Source organism: Aeromicrobium sp. A1-2 (genome assembly GCF_003443875.1).
Classification (GTDB): Bacteria; Actinomycetota; Actinomycetes; order Propionibacteriales; family Nocardioidaceae; genus Aeromicrobium.
On sequence record NZ_CP027482.1, the window covers coordinates 104,981 to 119,861 of the forward strand.

A 14,881-nucleotide genomic window follows, 5' to 3' on the forward strand; every position below is an offset into this window, starting at 1 on the left:
AGGCTCGACGGTGATGACTGACACCACGCAGAACACCCGAATCCTGCTCGCCTCGCGCCCCCACGGCGAGCCCACCTCCGACAACTTCCGCATCGAGACCGCTCCGATGCCGCAGCCCGCCGACGGCGAGGTCCTGCTCCGCACCGTCTACATGTCGCTCGATCCCTACATGCGTGGCCGCATGAACGACGCGAAGTCGTACGCGGCTCCGGTCGAGCTCGGCTCGGTCATGGAGGGCGGCACGGTCGCCGAGGTTGTGGAGTCCCGCGACCCGTCGCTGCAGGCCGGCGACATCGTCCTGTCCCACCTGGGTTGGCAGTCGCACGGTGTGCAGCAGGCCAAGCACGTCCGCAAGCTCGACGCCGACCGTGCCCCGATCTCCACGGCCGTCGGTGTCCTGGGCATGCCGGGCTTCACGGCGTACGCGGGTCTGCTCGAGATCGGCAAGCCGCAGCCCGGTGAGACTGTTGTCGTCGCCGCTGCGGCCGGACCCGTCGGCTCGGCCGTCGGCCAGATCGCCCGCATCAAGGGCGCTCGTGCGGTCGGCATCGCCGGCGGACCCGAGAAGGTCGCCTGGCTCAAGGAGCTCGGCTTCGACGTCGCCCTCGACCACCGCTCACCGACCTTCAAGGAAGACCTCAAGGCCGCAGTGCCCGACGGCATCGACGTGTACTTCGAGAATGTCGGCGGACACGTGTGGGACGCGGTCCTGCCGCTGCTCAACACGTACGCCCGGGTGCCGGTCTGCGGCCTAGTCGCGCACTACAACGAGACCGCGCTGCCCGACGGACCGGACCGTTCGGCCCGGCTGATGTCCTCGATCCTGACCAAGAGCATCACGGTCCGCGGATTCATCCAGACCGAGTTCGTCAAGAGCCACTACAAGCAGTTCCAGGCCGACGCGGCCGAGTGGATCGCCGACGGCAGCCTGCGCTACCGCGAGGACATCGTCGAGGGTCTGGAGAATGCGCCCGACGCCTTCTTCGGCATGCTCACCGGCAAGAACTTCGGCAAGCTCCTGGTGCAGGTCGGGGCCGACCCGACCCGCTGAGACGAACGGTGCTGCTGCGGCAGACTCAGGTGGGGCCCGGTCGTCGGCGACCGGGCCCCGTCGTCGGTGGCGCCGACCACGGATCCTCCGGCCAGGCGTGCTTGGGATAGCGGCCGCGTAGCTCGGCCCGTACCTGTTGGTACGGCCCCGACCAGAACGACTCGAGGTCGGCCGTGACGGCGGCCGGGCGACGCGCCGGCGTGAGCAGGTGCAGCAGCACCGGGACCCGGCCGTCGCCGATGCGTGGCGTCGCCGACCAGCCGAACGCCTCCTGGATGCGGACCGACAGCACCGGCTGCTCGCTCCCGGTGGCGCCGTACTCGACGCGCACCGCGGAGCCGCTCGGCACCGTGAGCCGCTCGGGCGCGAGCTCGTCGAGGCGGCCCGCGGCGGGCCAGGGCAGCAGGCGACGCAGGGCCGACAGCATGTCGATGCGCCGCAGGTCGCGCGTGCTCCGGACCCGGGCGAGCTCGCCGCCGAGCCAGGTCTGGATCGAGTCGAGCAGCGCCGCGTCGCTGACATCGGGCCACGGTTCGCCCAGCGCGTGGTGCAGGAAGCCGAGCCGGGCGCGCAGGGCGGTCGCGGCCTCGCTCCACGGCAGCATCGCGAGACCGTCGGTGGCCAGCGCATCCTGCACCGCGGCAGCCACCTGGTCGGGAGCCGGATCGGTGATCGGCGCGGACGAGAGCTCGACCGCGCCGAGCCGAGTGACACGACGAGCGACGAGCCTGCCTTCGGTCCAGGTGACCTCGTCGACCTCGCGCCACAGGCTTGCGGCGGCTTCCAGGGCAAGGTCCTCGTCGAGGGGAGCGGCCGACCGGATCTGGGCGTCGGTGGCCCGGGGGCGCCGCTCAGCGTCGGCGATCGCGATCCACGAGACCCCCGTCAGCGCGGGATCGCCGCGCCGGAACGACGCGCCGGTCCCGCCCACCATCAGATAGGCCGATCCGCCCGGCCGAAGGCGTGCGATGCGACCGGGATGGGCCAGCGCGACGACGGCACCCACGGCCAGGTCGTCGGTCAGCTCGGTACGGTCGACCCGTTGCACCGAACGTTCGAGACGTCCGGCGGTGTCCTTCCACGATCCCGTGCCCTGACCACCCCGGCGCATGGCCCGGAGCGCCGCGACGAGATCGCCTCCCGGGGCGCGGACCTCGTCGGCCAGCAGGGCGACGACCTCGGCCGATCGACGGGACCCGACCAGCGCGGCGCCGTCGAGCAGGGCCCGGGCCAGTCGAGGGTCGACCGGGACCCGGGCCATCTGCCGGCCACGGTCGGTGATCGCGCCGGACTCCTCGACGGCGCCGAGCCCCAGCAGTGTCTGGCGTGCCGCGGCCATCGAGGCGACCGGCGGTGGATCGAGCAGGGCAAGGCCCTCGCCGTCAGGCGCTCCCCACGCAGCGAGCTCGAGTCCGAAGGCGGTCAGGTCGGCGACCAGGATCTCCGGCGCCGGATGGTCCGGCAGGTGCGCGTGGTCCGCGCGAGCCCAGCACCGGTGCACCGCACCAGGTGCTTCGCGGCCGGCCCGTCCGGCCCGCTGCTCGGCCGATGCCTTGCTGACGCGGACCGTCACGAGGGCCGGCAGGCCGCGGCGCTGGTCGGTGCGCGGCTCGCGCGACAGGCCTGCGTCGACCACGATCCGTACGCCGGGGACGGTCAGGGACGACTCCGCCACCGCGGTCGACACCACGATGCGGCGACGCGCACCCCGCGACAGGGCGAGGTCCTGCTCACGGGTCGGGAGGCGACCGTGCAGGGGCAGTACGTCGACGTCATCGACACCCGACAACCTGCGCACGAGTCCTGCGACCTCACCGACACCGGGCATGAACGCCAGCAGGTCGCCCTCGTTGGTCGCGAGCGCATGCCGCACGGTCGCGGCGACATGGTCCAGGAAGCGCGGGGGGACACCCCGCTCGTCGGTCGGCAGGACGCCGGGTGGCGGCGGCGCCCAATGTGTCGTGATGTCGTACAGGCTCCCGGGCACGGCGACGATCGGGACCGGCCGCTCGCCACCCAGCACGGCGGCCGTCCGTTCGGCCTCGATCGTGGCCGACATCGCGACGAGGCGCAGGTCCTCGCGCAAGGTGGCACGTACGTCGAGCAGGAAGGCCAGGGTCAGGTCGGCGTCGAGCTGACGTTCGTGCACCTCGTCGAGGATCACCGCATCGACGCCCGCGAGCTCGGGGTCGCGTTGCAACCGCCGCAGCAGCACCCCGGTCGTCACGAACTCGATCCGCGTGTCCGCCCCGACCTGGCGATCGCCGCGGACGCTGTACCCGACGGTGTTCCCGACCGGCTCGCCCAGCAGGCCCGCAAGCCGGCGCGCTGCCGCGCGTGCGGCAATGCGCCGTGGTTGGGTGACCACGACACGGCCGGCCACCTGGGCTGCCACGGCCGGCGGGACCATGGTCGTCTTGCCGGTGCCCGGCGGAGCCTGCACCACGACCACGCCGTCGCCGGACAGCGCTGCCTGCACGGCAGCGAGTCCGGCGACGACCGGGAGATTGGGTGGCTGGGCCAGCAGACGCTCGATCGGATCCATGGCCACCGACCCAGTCTGACCCGCCGGGACGGCGCTGCCTACTGCAGCGTCATCTTGGGCTCGCCGAGTGAGGTGAGGCCGGTGCCGGTCCGCACGCAGCTACCGCTCTTCGGCGTACCGGAGTTGTAGGCCTGGCGCACGCACGACCGGGTGGCCATCTGGCCCCAGTAGTTGGGGTGCAACGACTCCTGGATGTAGTACGGGCTGCTGCCCGAGGTCGTGACGGTCCGGATCTGGTTGACCCACTCCGTCCGGTCGACGGCCGTGGGCGCGGTCCAGTTGGCAAGCCCGACCTCCTCGTACAGGCCGACGCCGCTCTCGCACAGCCGGCGACCGTTGAACGTCGACGTCAGGTTGAGCGTCCTGGCGTTGGTGATGCCGGCCTGGCTGATCGCACCGGTCACGGTGTTGTTGATCGTCGGGAGTGCCGTGGAGTTGGCCCAGTTGGCGTCTGCGTCCCAGAAGCCGCAGCCGCCCGTGCTCTGCCGGGTGTATCCGCTCTGGCTGTAGCGGAAGCCCGAGGCATTGGGGATCGGCGAGGGGTAGTTCTGCACCAGCAGGGTCCACGAGCTGTCGGCATAGCCGGCATTGCGCATCGCGGTGCGGATGTTGGCGTAAGCGGTGGCGATCCTGGTCTTGACCGCGGCGACGTTGCTGCTGGTGAAGTTGGCCTTGACGCTGTTGTCGTCGTAGCAGTAGTCCTTCCACCATGACGGCGAGCCGAGGAAGTCCACGACGCACGACTGCACGACGTCGGCGAAGTTGAAGTCGTTGCCGCCGATCGAGACCGTGACCATCTTGACGCTATGGGTCGCCGCGAACTGCTGCAGCATCTTGGCCTGGCCGAGCTTGCCGCCCCCGTTGTCGTAGAAGTCCAGACCCGGCTTGAACTCGCTGCCGTTGGTCGTTGCCGCTGTCGCGCCGGAGCACGCGAGGTTGAGCCCCTGGACTCCACCGCCGAGGTAGATCTCGGCGGACTTGCTGCGGTGGCACCGGTTGATCTGCTCGGCATTGTTGGCGGCGTTGTCGAAGTACGCCGTGCTGCCCAGCCGGTCGGCTCGGGACGCGCTGTTGTTGGACGAACCGGCCCAGCGGCCGGCCTCCCCGGAGATGTACGAGTCGCCGACCGACACGACGTACGGCGTGCCGGATCCGGGGCCGTCGGCCTGCGCGGCGGACGGGATGAAGGTCGAAGCGGCGAGTGCGAGACTCACTGCTGCGACGAGTGGGCGTGCTCGGGTGAACAGCGACATTGCGGTGCCTCCTAGGCGGACGTGCTCCCTCCGACCCAGCGGGCCCGGACCGAACCTAGTGGTGCAGGTCACACCGTGTATATAGCGCGATGGCACGAATTCACAGGTTCCACACATGTTCGGGCCAGCGGAGTCACTGACCGGCCCCCGAACATCAGGGTGTGTCCCTATCGTTGAGTCCTCGTCATCTCGCCTCCCGGCTCCGGCCGAGATCTCGGCGCCAATACATCGCCACCGGCATCGCGGTGGTCCTCGTGCTGGGTGGTGCGGGTTACTGGGGATTCGGTCGAGCCGACAGCGCCGTTGCGAACTCGGTCATCGCGACCGTCGCGACCGGCACCTTCCAGCAGACCGTCACGGGCTCGGGCACGATCCAGCCGGCGCGGCAGGACGATCTCGCCTTCGGTGTCTCCGGCCGGGTGACCAGCGTGCGGGTCGAGGCTGGCGACAAGGTCGGCAAGGGCGACGTCGTGGCCAAGCTCGACACCGTGTCGCTGGACGCCGCGCTTGCCTCGGCGGAGGCTCAGCTCGAGGCCGCAGTGACCACTGCGGCGAACGACGGCAGCGAGTCGAGCACCCAGCGGGCGGCCAACGATGCAAGCCTGGCCAGCACACGAGCCGACGTGGCGCAGGCCGAGGACGACCTTGCTTCCGCGACGCTGCGCGCGACGTTCGCCGGGACGGTCGCCAGCGTCGACGTCGCGGTGGGTGATCAGACCAGCGGTTCCTCGTCATCGACCTCGGGCTCAGGAGGCTCTGCCCAAGGTGCGGCGACGACGACCTCGACCGCCGCCGTCACGGTCATCGACCCGACGACGTTCGTGGTCGAGGCGGAGGTCGCCGCGGCCGACGTGACGAGCGTCAAGAAGGGCCTGCAGGTCACCATCACGCCGACCGGGGCGACCGAGCCGGTCTTCGGCACGGTCGAGGACGTCGGGCTGATCGCGACGACGAACAACTCCGGGGTTGCTGCGTTCTCCGTGACGGTCGCGGTGACGGGGGAGCAGAAGGATCTCTACCCCGGGACGACCGCTGACATATCGATCATCGTCAAGCAGGTCGACGACATCGTGACGGTGCCGACGCAGGCGCTCACGACGACGGACGGTAAGACGTACGTCACGAAGGTCGACGGCTCATCGAGGAAGAAGACCGCTGTCACGGTCGGCGAGACCTATGGCGCATCGACCGAGGTGAAGACCGGCCTGGTGGTCGGCGACCAGGTCGAGATCACCAGCATCGCAGTCAACCGCGTGGGCAACACCGCGGGCGGGGGAGGAGCCGGAACTGGCCAGCGAGGTCAAGGCGGCGGGGACTTCCCGGCCGGTGGCCGCCCCGGCGGAGCCGGCCAGTGAGCGCGATCATCGAGCTCTCGCAGGTCTGGAAGTCCTACGAGACCGGGGCGGTACGCGTCGACGCACTGCGTGGGATCGACGCCACGATCGGCGAGGGAGAGTACGTCTCCGTGATCGGGCCGTCGGGTTCCGGCAAATCGACGCTGATGCACATCCTGGGTTGTCTCGACACACCCACCAGCGGTGAGTACCACCTGGCCGGCCAGGACGTGTCGACGATGACCGAGGCCGAGCTCGCCGAAATCCGCAACCGGCGGATCGGGTTCGTGTTCCAGCAGTTCAACCTGCTCGCGAGCATGGCGGCCTGGCGGAACGTCGAGCTGCCGCTGGTCTACGCCGGTGTCCCGCGACCTGAGCGCCGCGAACGAGCACTGGCCGCCCTGGCCAGGGTCGGTCTCGCCGAACGGGCTGACCACAAGCCCGGTGAGCTCTCCGGAGGCCAGCAGCAGCGGGTCGCGGTCGCACGTGCCCTCGTCACCGAACCGGCTCTGATCCTCGCGGACGAGCCGACCGGCAACCTCGACTCGGACTCGACCCGCGACATCCTCGAGCTGTTCGACGAGCTGTCGTCCGTTGGCCGGACCATCGTGCTCATCACTCACGAGCACGACGTCGCGGCTCGGGCTGGCAGGCAGCTTGTTGTCCGCGACGGGGAGATCATGCCGATGACGGTGGGTGCGTCATGAATTGGCACGAGACAGTCCGCACGGGGGCCGAGGCCGTTCAGGCGCACCGCCTGCGATCCGTCCTCACGATGCTCGGCATCATCATCGGTGTCTCGTCGGTCATCCTGACGGTCGGGCTCGGCCAGGGCGCGCAGGACGAGGTCAAGTCGCAGATCGACTCGCTGGGCAGCAACCTGCTCGTCGTGTCGCCCGGCAGCACGACGTCGTCCACGGGGGTCCGTGGTGGCTTCGGCTCGGCGTCGACGCTGACGATGTCGGACGCCCTGGCCATCGACGACTCCTCGGTCGCACCCGACGTCAAGCGGGTCGCGCCGGTGACGACGTCTTCGGTCGCCCTGGTCAACGGCACGACCAACTGGACCACCTCGCTGGTCGGGTCGACCGTCGACTGGCTTGAGGTGCGCAACCGCACGCTGTCCAGCGGACGTTTCCTGACCGCGGGCGAGGTGGAGTCGAGTGCGCCGGTCGTGGTGCTGGGCGCCGACACCGCTGGCAAGCTGTTCACCAGCTCGCCGGTAGGCGAGACGGTTGCGATCAACGGCACCGCGCTGACTGTGATCGGGGTGCTCGCGACCTCGGGCTCTTCCTCCGCAGACACCAGCCAGGACGACACCGCGGTCACCTCGCTGGGCACCGCGGGCTCGGTCGCCGGCACCGGCGGGGTGTCCATCTCCTCGATCTATGTCGAGGGGGTGTCCGAGCAGACCCTCGGTGCGGCATACCAGGAGATCAACGCCCTGCTGCTGAACCTGCACGGCGTCCAGAGCGAGGACGCGGATTTCACGATCACCAGCCAGGAAGCGTTGATCGAGACGGCGAACTCGACCAACCGCACCCTCACGGTCCTGCTCGGCGGGGTCGCCGGAATCTCCCTGCTCGTCGGGGGGATCGGCGTCATGAACATCATGCTGGTCTCGGTGACCGAGCGGATCCGCGAGATCGGACTGCGCAAGGCGCTCGGCGCGACACCCCAATCGATCCGACGACAGTTCCTCGTCGAGGCTTCGATGCTGGGCTTCGCAGGCGGGATCTTGGGAGTCCTGCTCGGCGTCGCCGGGGCGTACGCGCTTCCACCCCTGATCGACCAACCGGTATCGATCTCGCTGCTGGCGACCTTCACGGCACTTCTCACAGCCCTCGCGCTCGGCATCGGCTTCGGGGTCTACCCCGCCAGCCGCGCCGCGCGTCTCACCCCCATCCAAGCGCTTCGCAGCGAATGAACCCCACCAGGAGTTACCCCATGAGACGTACCATCGCCAGCTCTGTCCTGCTTTGCACGATCGGACTCGCCGCAGCAGGATGCGGAGGGTCCGACTCCACGAGCGCAGCCGCCGACGACCAGCAGGCCGCGGGTCAGGGCGCCGCTCGCGGCGCAGGCCAGGGTGGGTCGGGCCTGGTCAACGCGGTTTCTGGCAGCACGGCCCAGGTACAGGGCCGGACTTCGCAGGTCGCGGTCTCGTGGACCGACAGCACGACGTTCACCCAGCAGGTCAGCGCCGAGGCGGCGGACGTGACAGTCGGATCGTGCGTCGTCGTCTCCGCCAGCGAGTCCACCGACGCCGCATCGACCGACACCATCGCGGCAGCCACCGTGCGGGTCACCGAGGCCGTCGACGGCTCGTGCACCGTGGCAGGCGGGACGGGCGGACGCGCCGGAGGTGGTCAGCAGGGCGCGCAGGGTGAGGATTCGGCAGATCGACCCACCGACCGACCGACCGACCGGCCGAACGGCGCTGCCGGCGGACGTGCCGGTGGTGGCCTCGCCTCGGGTGAGGTCACGGCGGTCTCCGACACGGGCTTCACGGTGGCGTCGCGGCAGCCGGGGTCGGATGGTGCGGCGACACCTGTCACGGTGACGACCTCGTCCGACACGAAGTACACCGCGACGGCGGCCGCCAAGGCCTCCGACGTCAAGGTCGGCATGTGCGTCACGAGCCTGGGCGAGACTGACGACACCGGCGCGCTCACCGCGACCAGCATCGCCGTTGCGGATGCCGTCGACGGCGAGTGCGCCGTCGCCGGCGGCGGTCGGCCGGGTCAGACGGCGGACCAGTCATGAGGGGCCGCGCGCTGACCGCGATCGCGGTGGCCGGTGCGGTCCTCCTCGCAGGAGGTGGGGTCGCCTACGCGCAGGTGCAGGGTGGCTCCGGCTCGTACCGCACGGCGACCGCCGCTGCCGGTGATGTGGACCGGACGATCGAGCTGTCGGGCACGATCTCGGCCTCGGCCCGGCGGGACCTGTCCTTCGGTGTCGCCGGCACGATCGCCGATGTCTCCGTCGCGGCTGGAGACACGGTCCGGTCCGGCGCCGATCTCGCGAGCCTCGATCCGACCGCCTTGGAAGCATCGGTCACCCGGGCGAAAGCCGCCCTGGCGAAGGCTCTGGCCCAGCTGGAGTCCGACCAGACGAGTCAGTCCGAGACCGTCTCGGCCAGCGTCGCGACGACGAGTCAGAGCTCCGGCTCCAGCGCGTCGAAGGACTCGGCTGCGGCCGCCCCGGCGAGCCCTGCGTCGCCGTCGCCAGCCCTGAAGCAGGCCCTGGCCCAGCTCGCGGTGCAGCAGCAGGCGGTGACCGAGGCGAAGACAGCGGCCACCTCGGCCATCTCTGCCGCGAAGGAGGCGCTGGTCGCCCAGGTTGCGGCGTGCGAGATCTCGACGACCGAGGACTCGACAGATCCTGATTCGTCGGAGGACTCGACGGATGCCGGCAGTGGGGACGGGACCGAGGCGGACGCCACCGCAGCACTCCCCACCGAGTGCACTGCGGCCCTCGACGCGGTCCAGGCGGCGCAAGACGTCGTGGCGGATCGGCAAGACGACCTCCAGGCGGCGCTGGAGAGCCTCTCCAAGACTCTGACCGATGCAATGGCTGCCGTGCAGGACTCCTCGAAGTCGGCTGGCTCCTCGAGCACCCCGTCGGCCGGTGCGTCTGCGAGTGCCGATGTCTCGGGTGCGGACACCTCGAGAGCGTCCAGCGACTCCTCGTCCGCAGGAGGTGGCGGATCCGGTGGTGCGGTCGTCACGGCGGCCACCCTGGCGCGGGACCAGGCCGCGATCGACACCTCGCGGGCCGCCCTGACGGAGGCCGAGCGGTCGCTCGAAGCGGCCACGATGACGGCGCCGTTCGCGGGCCGGGTCCTGTCGGTCTCGGTCGAGAAGGGTGACGCCACCGGAGCGAGTGACGTCGTGATCGTGATCGTGGGCAACGGTGACACGACCGCGACCACGACGGTCACGACCGACCAGATCCCGGACGTCGCCAAGGGGCAGGCCGCTCTGGTGACGCCCGCGGGTGCGACGGAGCCCGTGGAGGGCACCGTGACGTCGATCGGCCTGTTGCCGGACAGCAGCAGCGACACGACGACCTATCCGGTCACGATCGACCTGACCGGCACGGTGGCTGCCCCCGAAGGGTCGACTGCCGGCATCGCACTGGTCACCGGAACGGCGAAGGGTGTCGTGACGGTCCCGTCGTCGGCGGTGTCGACCGTGCGGGGCACGGCGGTGACGGTCCTGAGCGATGGTGAGCCGGTTCGTACGACCGTGACGGTCGGCGTCGTCGGATCTGCGCGGACCGAGATCACCTCCGGTCTGAAGGCGGGGCAGGAGATCGTGCTGGCGGATCTTGACGTCGCGTTGCCGTCGGGTGACGGGGCGACGACGCTGCCCGGCGCAGGCGGGGGTCGCGGAGGTCCGGGCGGTGCCGGTGGTGCCGGCGGGGGAGGCCGCGGCAGATGACTTGACCTGGAGCGCGCTCCAGGGGTCATGCTGGGTGCATGACAGTGACAGACGTCCCCGCTGGGGGGCTGACCATCAGCGGCGCCGCCGAGATGAGCGGATTGAGCGTCGACACCCTGCGCTACTACGAGAAGGAAGGTCTGTCGCTGCACCGGCCCGAGCGATCGGCGTCGGGCCAGCGGCGCTACACCGAGGCCGACGTCCGCTGGCTCGGCACTCTCGTGATGCTGCGCAGGACCGGGATGCCGATCCGTGACATCCGCCGGTTCGTCGACCTCTACCGGGTCGACGACAGTGAGCCGGAGCGGCTCGCGATCCTGCAGGCACATCGCGAGCACGTGCTCGAGCAGCTCGCCGAGGTGCAGACGCACCTCGCGGCGATCAACCGCAAGATCGACTACTACCAGGATCAGGTGAACCAATGAAGAGCACGACATGGGGCAGTCAGGGACTCGAGGCGTCGGTCCAGGGGCTGGGCGCGAGGGGGATGTCGGCGTTCTACGGTGAGCGCGATGACGTCGAGTCCGCCGCGACGCTGAACCGGGCCCTCGATCTGGGGATCACCCTGATCGACACCGCCGAGATCTACGGTCCGTGGACCAACGAGATTCTGATCGCCTCGGCGATCGGGCACCGGCGCGACGAGTTCGCGATCGCGACGAAGTTCGCCTCCGAGATCTCCGAGGCGGGTGAGCGGGGACCGGTCAACGGGAGCCCGGCCTACGCGCGGACTGCGCTCGAGCGTTCGCTGCGCCACCTCGGCATGGAGACCATCGACCTGTACTACCTGCACCGGATCGACCCCCATGTGCCGATCGAGGAGACGATCGGGGCGATGGCCGAGTTCGTCACGGAGGGCAAGGTTCGCTATCTGGGTGTCTCCGAGGCGGCACCCGACACGATCCGTCGTGCCCACGCAACGCACCCACTGACCGCGGTGCAGACCGAGTACTCGCTGTTCGAGCGGAGCCCCGAGGTCAACGGTGTGCTCGACACGACGCGTGAGCTCGGCATCGAGTTCGTCGCGTACTCCCCGCTGGGGCGCGGACTCCTGACCGGCGCGATCGCCTCGGCCGACGAGCTCGCGGCTGACGACTTCCGCAGGGCTAGCCCGCGATTCGCCGACGGCAACATGGCCCAGAACCTCGCCGTGGTCCAGCAGGTCAGGGCGCTCGCCGAGGCCAAGGGGGTCACGCCGGCCCAGCTTGCGCTGGCCTGGCTGGCGCACCAGGACGGGGTCGTGTCGATACCAGGAACGAAGCGGCGCAAGTACCTCGAGGAGAACGCCGCGGCCGTCGACGTGGACCTGTCCGGCGACGAGCTGGCGGCCCTGGCTGATGCGGCGCCGGTCGGAGTGAGCGCGGGTGAGCGCTATCCCGAGGCGGGCATGAAGCAGGTCCACATCTGATCAGCCCTTGGCGTGGCGCAGGACCCAGTCGACGAAGGGGCCTGCGTCGCGCCAGTCGGCGCGCACCCGGTCCAGCAGCTCCGGGGTGTGGATGATCGGCTCGAAGCCGTAGTCCTTGGACAGATTCATCGACTTGTGCCGCAGGAGCGCGATGCGCGGATGGTCGACGTCGTAGCCGCGGGGCGCGGTCTTGAGCCTGTCGCCGCCGAGCTCCCACCCGTGGGCCTGCATCGTGGCCAGGATCTCCTCGAGCTCGCCGCCGCGCCGCTTCTCGACGATCGCGTCGCGGATGCTGGCCAGGCGCGCAGGGGACGCGTCGTAGTAGCCGACCCCGACCCGCACACCGGGCGCCCCGACCTGCACGTAGTAGCCCGTCGACGGGCCCTTCGGCACGAATGCGCCCTGATGTGTCTTGTAGGGCGTCTTGTCCTTGGCGAACCGCACGTCGCGGTAGGGGCGGAAGATCTTCGGGTCCCCGAACTCGTCAGCGAGTGCCGTGGTCAACGCCTTCATGGGGGCGGCGACCGCGGCATCGTACGTCGGCTTGTGGGCCTCCCAGAACAGCTTCGTGTTGTCCATCTCGAGATCGTCGTAGAAGTCGAGGGCAGCCTCGGGGAAGCCAGTGAAGTCGGGCACATTGTCGAGGATACGGACCCCCGACCCGCCCTCCCCAAGATGTGGGCACTTCCCGGGTTTTGGGGGCGACCGTTTCCCCGAGACGTGCCCGCATCTGCGGTTGTGCACACATCTGGAGGCGCTGGTAGGTCGTCAACAGGCTGGGCCGGGCAGGCTGGTTCCGTACGCCCTGGCGGGTGACGGTCGACGTCATGTACGCGATCCCGCCCCATCTGCTCGACGGCCCGTTCAGGGTTGCGGACGCCGTGGGTTCCGGACTGCCGGAGGACGTGCTCCGCGGGGCGCGATTCACCCGCCTGCTCAGAGGCGTCTACGTCCGGGCTGGTCACCCGATGAACCTGCCCACCTGGCTCCGGGCTGCGCTTCTCGTCCTGCCCGCCGACGCCGTCGTGAGCCACGTGACGGCGATGCATCTCTACGGACTCGACGTCGGGCCAGCCTGGCCGCTCCACTTCTCGACGAATGGATCCACCCACACGCGGCACCAGCAGCTGCGACTTCATCGTCGCAAAGGACGGCTGACACCCCACGACATCCGCGGCCTGCCGGTCACGGGACCCGATCGGACGTTGGTCGACATTGCCACGAAGGTCGGGCTCGTCGAGCTGATCCAGGCGATCGAATGGATGCTGCACCAACGCCTCACGACGCTCGACGAGCTGGTCTCGTACGCGCACGCCCGGCACCTCGACGGCGTGCGACGCGTGCGCAGGTTGCTTCCCCTGGTGAGGGTGGGGGTGGAGTCGCCACTTGAGACCGTTGTGCGTCTCATGATCGTGTTCGCGCGGCTGCCCGAGCCGGAGTGCAACGTGCAGATCCGGTCTACCGATGGTCGGTTCCTGGCGCGCGGCGATCTGGTCTACCTGCGCTGGAAGGTCTTGGTCGAGTACGACGGCTGGCAGCACGAGCGCGATGGGGGTCAGCGGCAGCACGACCGCGAGCGGCGCGAACGACTCGAGGCAGAGGGCTGGCGCGTCATCGTGGTGACCGCCGAGGACCTGAAGGACAAGGCCGAGGTCGTCCGGCGGATCCATGCTGCGCTGGCGCAGCGCGGCTATGCGGGCTCGGCGCCGGTGCTCAGCATCATGTGGACCCGCTGGTTCGCTTGACCCACCGCACGATGTGGGCACATCCCAGATGTGGGCACTTCCCGGGTATTCCGCGCGGCGGAATCCCCGGCTTGTGCCCACATCTTGCGGAGGGCGGTCAGGGGACGAGCAGGACCTTGCCGGTGGCGCGGCGCTCGTCGAGCGTCAGCAGCGCTTGGGCGGTCTCCTCGAGCGGGAACGTCGGGCCGACGACAGGCTGCAGTGCTCCGCTCTCCAGGTGCGGGACGAGCGCGGCCCACTCCTTGGCGATGTGACCGGGACGCTTGAACACGTAGGCCCCCCATCCGACGCCGACGACCGAGACGTTGTTGAGCAGCAGCCGGTTGACCTTGACCGTCGGGATCTCGCCGGCCGTGAAGCCGATGACCAGCAGGCGTCCGTCGTCGTCCAGACAGCGCAGCGAGTCGGTGAACCGGTCGCCGCCCACGGGGTCGACGACGATGTCGACGCTGCCGGTCTCCTTGACGGCGTCCTTGAAGCCCTCGGCCAGCACGAACTCATCCGCTCCGGCCGCGAGCGCGATGGCGCCCTTCTCGGCGGTCGAGGTCACGGCGACGACCCGGCCGGCACCGAACGCCTTGGCGACCTGGATCGCGGCGGTGCCGATGCCTCCGGCCGCACCGTGCACGAGCACGGACTCGCCAGCCTGCATGTTCCCACGCTCGATCAGGGCGAAGTACGCAGTGCCGTAGTTGAAGATGATCGAAGCGCCCTGCTCGTACGAGATGGCGTCGGGCAGCGGGAATGTCATGTCCGCCGGTGCCAGCGCCTCCTCGGCGAAGCCGCCGAGCATGCACAGTGCGGCAACCCGGTCACCCGGCGCGAACCCGGATCCGTCCGGCGCGCTGATGACCTCGCCGGCGATCTCGGCACCCGGCGTGAACGGGAGATCTGGCTTGAGCTGGTAGAGCCCACGGCTCTGCAGCACCTCGGGAAACGCGACGCCGGCGGCGCGCACGCGGATCAAGACCTGGTCGGGACCGGCCTCGGGAGACGGGAGGTCGACGACCTCGACTGCGGAGGGACCTTCGAGCGTGGTGATCTGGACTGCCTTCATGTCCGCGACCCTAGCGCACCAACTAAGCGGATGCTTAGTTGCG

At 69.8% G+C, this 14,881-nt stretch carries 13 protein-coding genes; 9 read left to right on the forward strand and 4 right to left on the reverse strand.

Annotated features, from left to right (window positions below; genetic code table 11):
• Positions 1–13 precede the first annotated feature (13 nt).
• Entirely contained in the window at positions 14–1,051 is a 1,038-nt protein-coding gene (locus C6I20_RS00490) for an NADP-dependent oxidoreductase (protein WP_118394168.1), read from the forward strand.
• A 25-nt stretch (positions 1,052–1,076) separates the two neighbouring features.
• Here the strand turns inward: C6I20_RS00490 and hrpB are convergent, their stop codons facing one another.
• Positions 1,077–3,596, reverse strand: a complete 2,520-nt coding sequence (hrpB, locus tag C6I20_RS00495; protein WP_118394169.1) for an ATP-dependent helicase HrpB — start codon at positions 3,594–3,596, stop codon at positions 1,077–1,079.
• A gap of 38 nt (positions 3,597–3,634) precedes the next feature.
• A complete protein-coding gene (locus C6I20_RS00500; RefSeq protein WP_118394170.1) occupies positions 3,635–4,849 on the reverse strand; it encodes a hypothetical protein in 1,215 nt (404 codons plus the stop codon).
• A 161-nt stretch (positions 4,850–5,010) separates the two neighbouring features.
• Between C6I20_RS00500 and C6I20_RS00505 the strand changes: the two genes are divergently transcribed.
• Genes C6I20_RS00505 through C6I20_RS00535 form a run of 7 tightly spaced genes read left to right on the forward strand, consistent with a single transcriptional unit; the run spans position 5,011 to position 12,036 of the window.
• Positions 5,011–6,204 (forward strand): efflux RND transporter periplasmic adaptor subunit, encoded by a 1,194-nt coding sequence (locus C6I20_RS00505; RefSeq protein WP_118394171.1) that lies wholly within the window; start codon positions 5,011–5,013, stop codon positions 6,202–6,204.
• Positions 6,201–6,890 carry an ABC transporter ATP-binding protein gene (locus tag C6I20_RS00510; RefSeq protein WP_118394172.1) on the forward strand — a complete coding sequence of 230 codons (690 nt, stop codon included), beginning with the start codon at positions 6,201–6,203 and terminating at the stop codon, positions 6,888–6,890. The genes C6I20_RS00505 and C6I20_RS00510 overlap by 4 nt, the downstream gene beginning before the upstream one ends.
• Complete coding sequence (locus C6I20_RS00515) at positions 6,887–8,110, forward strand: ABC transporter permease (protein WP_118394173.1); 1,224 nt, start codon at positions 6,887–6,889, stop codon at positions 8,108–8,110. The genes C6I20_RS00510 and C6I20_RS00515 overlap by 4 nt, the downstream gene beginning before the upstream one ends.
• A gap of 20 nt (positions 8,111–8,130) precedes the next feature.
• Positions 8,131–8,949, forward strand: a complete 819-nt coding sequence (locus C6I20_RS00520) for a DUF5666 domain-containing protein (protein WP_118394174.1) — start codon at positions 8,131–8,133, stop codon at positions 8,947–8,949.
• A complete protein-coding gene (locus C6I20_RS00525) occupies positions 8,946–10,628 on the forward strand; it encodes an HlyD family efflux transporter periplasmic adaptor subunit (protein ID WP_118394175.1) in 1,683 nt (560 codons plus the stop codon). Before C6I20_RS00520 ends, C6I20_RS00525 begins: the two co-directional genes overlap by 4 nt.
• Positions 10,629–10,666: 38 nt before the next feature.
• On the forward strand, positions 10,667–11,053 hold the full coding sequence (locus C6I20_RS00530; protein WP_118394176.1) for a MerR family transcriptional regulator: 387 nt from the start codon (positions 10,667–10,669) through the stop codon (positions 11,051–11,053).
• A complete protein-coding gene (locus C6I20_RS00535; RefSeq protein ID WP_118394177.1) occupies positions 11,050–12,036 on the forward strand; it encodes an aldo/keto reductase in 987 nt (328 codons plus the stop codon). The genes C6I20_RS00530 and C6I20_RS00535 overlap by 4 nt, the downstream gene beginning before the upstream one ends.
• Here C6I20_RS00535 and C6I20_RS00540 read toward each other — a convergent pair whose 3' ends face one another.
• On the reverse strand, positions 12,037–12,672 hold the full coding sequence (locus C6I20_RS00540; protein WP_254052194.1) for a DUF2461 domain-containing protein: 636 nt from the start codon (positions 12,670–12,672) through the stop codon (positions 12,037–12,039).
• 176 nt (positions 12,673–12,848) lie between these two features.
• Between C6I20_RS00540 and C6I20_RS00545 the strand changes: the two genes are divergently transcribed.
• Positions 12,849–13,781 carry a DUF559 domain-containing protein gene (locus tag C6I20_RS00545; RefSeq protein ID WP_118394178.1) on the forward strand — a complete coding sequence of 311 codons (933 nt, stop codon included), beginning with the start codon at positions 12,849–12,851 and terminating at the stop codon, positions 13,779–13,781.
• 97 nt (positions 13,782–13,878) lie between these two features.
• Here the strand turns inward: C6I20_RS00545 and C6I20_RS00550 are convergent, their stop codons facing one another.
• Complete coding sequence (locus tag C6I20_RS00550) at positions 13,879–14,838, reverse strand: NADPH:quinone oxidoreductase family protein (protein WP_118394179.1); 960 nt, start codon at positions 14,836–14,838, stop codon at positions 13,879–13,881.
• Positions 14,839–14,881: the final 43 nt, after the last annotated feature.

Excerpts from the sequence above, each read along its gene's own strand:
- C6I20_RS00490 (WP_118394168.1), top strand. The coding sequence starts at position 14 with ATGACTGACACCACGCAGAACACCCGAATCCTGCTCGCCTCGCGCCCC.
- hrpB (WP_118394169.1), bottom strand. The coding sequence starts at position 3,596 with ATGGATCCGATCGAGCGTCTGCTGGCCCAGCCACCCAATCTCCCGGTC.
- C6I20_RS00500 (WP_118394170.1), bottom strand. The coding sequence starts at position 4,849 with ATGTCGCTGTTCACCCGAGCACGCCCACTCGTCGCAGCAGTGAGTCTC.
- C6I20_RS00515 (WP_118394173.1), top strand. The coding sequence starts at position 6,887 with ATGAATTGGCACGAGACAGTCCGCACGGGGGCCGAGGCCGTTCAGGCG.
- C6I20_RS00520 (WP_118394174.1), top strand. The coding sequence starts at position 8,131 with ATGAGACGTACCATCGCCAGCTCTGTCCTGCTTTGCACGATCGGACTC.
- C6I20_RS00525 (WP_118394175.1), top strand. The coding sequence starts at position 8,946 with ATGAGGGGCCGCGCGCTGACCGCGATCGCGGTGGCCGGTGCGGTCCTC.
- C6I20_RS00530 (WP_118394176.1), top strand. The coding sequence starts at position 10,667 with ATGACAGTGACAGACGTCCCCGCTGGGGGGCTGACCATCAGCGGCGCC.
- C6I20_RS00535 (WP_118394177.1), top strand. The coding sequence starts at position 11,050 with ATGAAGAGCACGACATGGGGCAGTCAGGGACTCGAGGCGTCGGTCCAG.
- C6I20_RS00550 (WP_118394179.1), bottom strand. The coding sequence starts at position 14,838 with ATGAAGGCAGTCCAGATCACCACGCTCGAAGGTCCCTCCGCAGTCGAG.